Origin of the sequence: Streptococcus oralis (genome assembly GCF_001579175.1) — a bacterium.
In the GTDB taxonomy this organism is placed as follows: Bacteria; Bacillota; Bacilli; order Lactobacillales; family Streptococcaceae; genus Streptococcus; species Streptococcus oralis_O.
This window is the reverse complement of the sequence record NZ_KQ970759.1, coordinates 669,484-674,644: the sequence shown is the minus strand read 5'-3', so window position 1 is coordinate 674,644 and position 5,161 is coordinate 669,484. Positions and strand designations below refer to the sequence as shown.

Here is a 5,161-nt window from a genome sequence, read left to right as displayed (position 1 = left end):
TGGTTATCTGGGAAATCCTCAAGCACGTCCGATGGTTAACGGACGCCACAAGGAAATCGCTGCGCGTGTCAAACACATGAATGGCTCTACTATTAAAACAGCTGGACATGAAGTAACAAATTAGAAGGAAACGGAATGGGGAAATACCAATTAGACGATAAGGGACGCGCACAAGTGACCCGTTATCATGAGAAACACTCTAAAGGTGGAACAGGTAAAAAAGAACGCTTGCTCAACCTCAAAGAACAATTTTTAAACAAGAACAAGAAAAAATAAAAGTGAGAGTTGCCTCTCACTTTTCTCTTAATTATTGGAGGTAAAAATGATACTACGCAGACCAACATTGGCAGATAAAGAAACAGTTTTAGAGATGATGGCAGAGTTTGAACAGACTCAATCAGCCCACGATGGTGGGTTTTGGAACGCCAACAATTTTGTTTATGAAGAGTGGCTAAAAGAAAATCTTCAAGCGGAAGCGGGACTCAATATTCCTGAAAACTGGGTTCCTGCTATCCAGCTGGTTAGTTTTGACGTAGCAGGCCAGGCTCTTGGCTTTCTCAACCTTCGTCTCCGATTAAATGACTACTTACTAGAAAATGGGGGCCATATTGGCTACTCCATTCGTCCATCTGAAAGAGGTAAGGGTTATGCCAAAGAATCCCTCCGACAAGGTCTGCAATTTGGCAAGGAAAAGAACATCAAAAAAGCACTTGTGACCTGTAGTACGGAAAATCCAGCAAGCCGAGCTGTTATCTTAGCTAATGGTGGGGCGTTGGAGGATGTTCGAAACGGAACGGAGCGCTACTGGATTGATGTCGATTAAGGAGGAAGCATGGAGATAAGACGACCAACTTTGGAAGATAAAGAAGCGATATTAGAGATGATTGCGGAGTTCGATGCAGCAAAATCCTATATGCACGGTGGCATGGGCTCCGCTTGGAAGCGAGCAAAGGATTATGAGGATTGTTTAAAGATTGTAGAGCAGCAAGAGGATGCTGCCAACCTGCCAGTAGGCTGGGTTCCTGCAATCAAATTTTTATCCTTTGGTGAGACTGGCTTGCCTTTGGGATTTTTAGCCCTGCGCTTGTCCTTGAATGACAAATTATTTGTGGAAGGCGGTCATATTGGCTATTCTATCCGTCCCAGTCAACGAGGCAAAGGATATGGGAAGGAGCAGTTGAGATTAGGACTAGCAGAGGCTCGAAAGCAAGGATTGGAACGAGTGCTGATTACCTGCGATGAAGACAACGAAGCCAGCCGCCGCACGATTCTCTCCGCTGGCGGTGTTTACGAAAATACAATCGATAGAAGTCAGCGCTATTGGATAGACTTGGAGTAGAAAGCATGACATGGAATACACCAAAACCTGGTGAATGGAAAAGCGAGGAGCTTAGTAAAGGGCGAATCATTGACTACAAGGCCTTTAACTTTGTAGATGGAGAAGGCGTGCGCAACTCTCTCTATGTCGCAGGCTGTATGTTTCACTGCGAGGGGTGCTATAATGTTGCGACTTGGTCTTTCAACGCAGGCATTCCCTATACAGCAGAATTAGAAGAACAGATCATGGAAGATCTTGCCCAACCTTATGTTCAAGGATTGACCTTGCTGGGGGGAGAACCTTTTCTTAATACAGGTATCCTCTTACCTCTCGTTAAGCGAATTCGAAAGGAATTGCCAGACAAAGACATCTGGTCTTGGACGGGCTACACGTGGGAAGAAATGATGCTGGAAACTCCAGATAAACTGGAACTCTTGTCGCTGATTGACATCCTTGTCGATGGACGGTATGATAAAAGCAAGCGCAATCTCATGCTCCAGTTTCGAGGTTCCTCTAATCAACGGATTATCGATGTGCAAAAATCTCTCAAAAGTGGGCAAGTAGTGATTTGGGACAAGCTTAATGACGGAAAAGAAAGCTATGAACAGGTGAAGAGAGAATGAAGAAAAAAGACCTGATAGAACAACTGGTTTCAGAGATCGAAACGGGAGGAATTAGAACGCTAGGGATCTACGGTCATGGGGCTTCAGGTAAATCAACCTTTGCACAGGAATTATATCAAGCCCTAGATTCTACAAAAGTAAATTTACTAGAAACAGACCCCTATATCACCTCAGAACGCTATCTGGTAGTGCCAAAGCAAGCGCCAGATCAAAAGGTGACAGCTTGTCTCCCAGTGGCGCATGAACTGGCAAGTTTACAGAGAGATATTCTCGCCTTGCAGGCAGGCATGGACATCTTAACAATCGATGAACCTTGGAAGGCTAGTGAAATCTTGTCTGGAGCCAAACCGATTCTGATTGTTGAAGGGATGTCTGTGGGCTTTCTACCCAAGGAACTCTTTGATAAAACCGTGTGTTTCTACACGGATGAGGAGACGGAATTAGAGAGGCGTCTGGCTCGAGACACGATTATGAGAAATCGCGATGCTTCCTTTATACTAGCTAGCCATCAAATGAGACGGGAGCAGTATCAGCGATACTATAGAGAAACCGAGTCTAAAGCAGATATCTTAGTGGATCAATCACAAGATAAATTCAAAGTCAAAATGACTCGAATTATATAGAAGAAAAGATTGAATTTTAAGATTGTAAATCAGTAGTCATAGGAAGATGAAATAGGAAAACAGTTTCATCCCAAAAAAACGAAAAAACCTAACAAATTCCTTGCAATCGCAGGGGCTTTGTGTTATTCTACCATGGTGCTGTAAATTACAGCCTTAGCTGTTATGCAAGAGGTTGTGATCACGATTGGATACATTGCCACGCAACGCGCGTCGGTTTCCTATTTTTGCTTTGAGTTTAAATCCCTTTATATCTTAGACTTAGGCATAAAAAATGCTCGTTAAAAACATTCCAAACGAGATCAATAAGAATTGGAAGGCTGGTCTTGATGGGCACCGTTTTCTCTGGGGAAAGGGAGTTGATAGTGAATGGCAGATATATCCTATGAGCAAAGAATGCTATTTCATATTGTTATGTGGAGTAGCCTCTTGGCAGTTAGAAAGTTTAGAGAAGAGGTTGATTTTTAGTCAGTCACCTTAGAAGTGAAAGTAAAAGGAGTGAAGAAATGTTTTTAAAAATAATCAGTAGTATCTCTACCAATAATTTCCAAGATCCAAACATGATGGAAAAAATTAGCCATCTATGGCAGGAGCACCAGAAAGAAGTAGAGGAGGCATTTGCCCAAGGGCTTCCGATTTATGCAGTCTATCATGATTATGTTAGTGACTACAAGGGAGATTACAGCTTGTCGCTCTGTAGTCTATCCGATAAAGAAGACTGGGATTTTGACACTTCAGGGCAAACCTACCAAGTATTTGAAGTAGATACAAGTGATTCAAAAGGATACCTTCATACCTGGCAGCAAATTTGGCAGGCTGAAGAAGCAAGAGAACTACAACGTCAGTATAGTATTGATTTTGAAAAATATGATCCAGATCAGACAGTATCTATCTTTATCGCCACCCCCAAAAATGGATAAATTGTCAAACTAAGTTTTATTTACGAAAGAGGATCAGAACATACTCTAGTAACTTAGGTTAGTAAAAAAACGAAAAAAACCTAACAAATCCCTTGCAATCGCAGGGGGTTTGTGTTATTCTATTATGGTGCTGTAAATTACAGCCTTAGCTTTGATGCAAGAGGTTGCGACACGCTCGGTTGCATTGCCACGCAACGCGCGTCGGTTTTCTTGTGGAGCTAGCCTATTATCTTAAATAGACGAAAAGGAGAAAAAGATGGCAAACAAAAAAATCCGTATCCGTTTGAAAGCTTACGAACACCGTACGCTTGACACAGCGGCTGCAAAAATCGTAGAATCAGCTACTCGTACAGGTGCACAAGTTGCGGGTCCAATCCCACTTCCAACTGAGCGTAGCCTCTACACAATTATTCGTGCGACTCACAAATACAAAGACTCTCGCGAACAATTCGAAATGCGTACACACAAACGTTTGATCGATATCGTTAACCCAACTCAAAAAACAGTTGATGCCTTGATGAAATTGGATCTTCCAAGTGGTGTAAACGTAGAAATCAAACTTTAATTTAAAGCTTGATACCTTGAGCATGAAAAACGCTCGTTAAAAACTTTTTGAATAAAAAATATAGAAAAGGAACTATTTTCTCATGACAAAAGGAATCTTAGGGAAAAAAGTGGGAATGACTCAAATCTTCACTGAAGCTGGCGAATTGATCCCTGTAACAGTTATTGAAGCAACTCCAAACGTTGTTCTTCAAGTTAAAACTGTTGAAACAGATGGATACAACGCTATCCAAGTTGGTTTCGATGACAAACGCGAAGTATTGAGCAACAAACCTGCTAAAGGACATGTAGCGAAAGCTAACACGGCTCCTAAGCGCTTCATTCGTGAATTCAAAAACGTTGAAGGCTTGGAAGTTGGTGCTGAAATCACAGTTGAAACATTCGCAGCTGGAGACGTTGTTGACGTAACTGGTACTTCTAAAGGTAAAGGTTTCCAAGGTGTTATCAAACGCCACGGACAATCACGTGGACCAATGGCTCACGGTTCTCGTTACCACCGTCGTCCAGGTTCTATGGGACCTGTTGCACCTAACCGCGTATTCAAAGGTAAAAACCTTGCAGGACGTATGGGTGGCGACCGCGTAACAATTCAAAACCTTGAAGTTGTACAAGTTGTTCCAGAAAAGAACGTTATCCTTATCAAAGGTAACGTACCAGGTGCTAAGAAATCTCTTATCACTATCAAATCAGCAGTTAAAGCTGGTAAATAATAAAGAAAGGGGAAATCAGTCACAATGGCAAACGTAACATTATTTGACCAAACTGGTAAAGAAGCTGGCCAAGTTGTTCTTAACGATGCAGTATTTGGTATCGAACCAAATGAATCAGTTGTGTTTGATGTGATCATCAGCCAACGCGCAAGCCTTCGTCAAGGAACACACGCTGTTAAAAACCGCTCTGCAGTATCAGGTGGTGGACGCAAACCATGGCGTCAAAAAGGAACTGGACGTGCTCGTCAAGGTTCTATCCGCTCACCACAATGGCGTGGTGGTGGTGTTGTCTTCGGACCAACTCCACGTTCATACGGCTACAAACTTCCACAAAAAGTTCGTCGCCTAGCTCTTAAATCAGTTTACTCTGAAAAAGTTGCTGAAAACAAATTCGTAGCTGTAGACG

Annotated in this window: 10 protein-coding genes; all 10 read left to right on the top strand. The window is 42.5% G+C overall.

Annotated features, from left to right (window positions below):
• Window positions 1-124 (top strand): ribonucleoside-triphosphate reductase (locus SORDD24_RS12020; protein WP_196757263.1); only part of this gene is annotated, 124 nt, incomplete at its 5' end.
• A gap of 11 nt (window positions 125-135) precedes the next feature.
• The gene (locus tag SORDD24_RS03425) at window positions 136-276 is read left to right on the top strand and encodes a hypothetical protein (protein WP_000521623.1); all 141 of its coding nucleotides are present in this window, start codon (window positions 136-138) and stop codon (window positions 274-276) included.
• 46 nt (window positions 277-322) lie between these two features.
• Window positions 323-823 carry a GNAT family N-acetyltransferase gene (locus tag SORDD24_RS03420; protein WP_061407418.1) on the top strand — a complete coding sequence of 167 codons (501 nt, stop codon included), beginning with the start codon at window positions 323-325 and terminating at the stop codon, window positions 821-823.
• A gap of 9 nt (window positions 824-832) precedes the next feature.
• The gene (locus SORDD24_RS03415) at window positions 833-1,339 is read left to right on the top strand and encodes a GNAT family N-acetyltransferase (RefSeq protein ID WP_061407415.1); all 507 of its coding nucleotides are present in this window, start codon (window positions 833-835) and stop codon (window positions 1,337-1,339) included.
• A gap of 5 nt (window positions 1,340-1,344) precedes the next feature.
• Entirely contained in the window at window positions 1,345-1,941 is a 597-nt protein-coding gene (gene nrdG / locus SORDD24_RS03410; protein WP_000220155.1) for an anaerobic ribonucleoside-triphosphate reductase activating protein, read from the top strand.
• Window positions 1,938-2,564 (top strand): uridine kinase family protein, encoded by a 627-nt coding sequence (locus SORDD24_RS03405; RefSeq protein WP_061407412.1) that lies wholly within the window; start codon window positions 1,938-1,940, stop codon window positions 2,562-2,564. Before nrdG ends, SORDD24_RS03405 begins: the two co-directional genes overlap by 4 nt.
• Before the next feature lie 503 nt (window positions 2,565-3,067).
• Window positions 3,068-3,481, top strand: a complete 414-nt coding sequence (locus tag SORDD24_RS03395) for an effector binding domain-containing protein (RefSeq protein WP_061407406.1) — start codon at window positions 3,068-3,070, stop codon at window positions 3,479-3,481.
• Between the two features lie 256 nt (window positions 3,482-3,737).
• Window positions 3,738-4,046, top strand: coding sequence for a 30S ribosomal protein S10 (gene rpsJ / locus SORDD24_RS03390; protein WP_001284513.1), 309 nt, complete (start codon window positions 3,738-3,740; stop codon window positions 4,044-4,046).
• Between the two features lie 82 nt (window positions 4,047-4,128).
• On the top strand, window positions 4,129-4,755 hold the full coding sequence (gene rplC, locus SORDD24_RS03385; RefSeq protein ID WP_000160197.1) for a 50S ribosomal protein L3: 627 nt from the start codon (window positions 4,129-4,131) through the stop codon (window positions 4,753-4,755).
• A gap of 24 nt (window positions 4,756-4,779) precedes the next feature.
• Window positions 4,780-5,161: 50S ribosomal protein L4 (gene rplD / locus SORDD24_RS11625; RefSeq protein ID WP_231082672.1), on the top strand; the 382-nt coding region annotated here is incomplete at its 3' end.

Bases quoted from the DNA above. Each gene is read 5' to 3' on its own strand.
- SORDD24_RS03425 (WP_000521623.1), top strand. From the start codon at position 136: ATGGGGAAATACCAATTAGACGATAAGGGACGCGCACAAGTGACCCGT.
- SORDD24_RS03420 (WP_061407418.1), top strand. From the start codon at position 323: ATGATACTACGCAGACCAACATTGGCAGATAAAGAAACAGTTTTAGAG.
- SORDD24_RS03415 (WP_061407415.1), top strand. From the start codon at position 833: ATGGAGATAAGACGACCAACTTTGGAAGATAAAGAAGCGATATTAGAG.
- nrdG (WP_000220155.1), top strand. From the start codon at position 1,345: ATGACATGGAATACACCAAAACCTGGTGAATGGAAAAGCGAGGAGCTT.
- SORDD24_RS03405 (WP_061407412.1), top strand. From the start codon at position 1,938: ATGAAGAAAAAAGACCTGATAGAACAACTGGTTTCAGAGATCGAAACG.
- SORDD24_RS03395 (WP_061407406.1), top strand. From the start codon at position 3,068: ATGTTTTTAAAAATAATCAGTAGTATCTCTACCAATAATTTCCAAGAT.
- rpsJ (WP_001284513.1), top strand. From the start codon at position 3,738: ATGGCAAACAAAAAAATCCGTATCCGTTTGAAAGCTTACGAACACCGT.
- rplC (WP_000160197.1), top strand. From the start codon at position 4,129: ATGACAAAAGGAATCTTAGGGAAAAAAGTGGGAATGACTCAAATCTTC.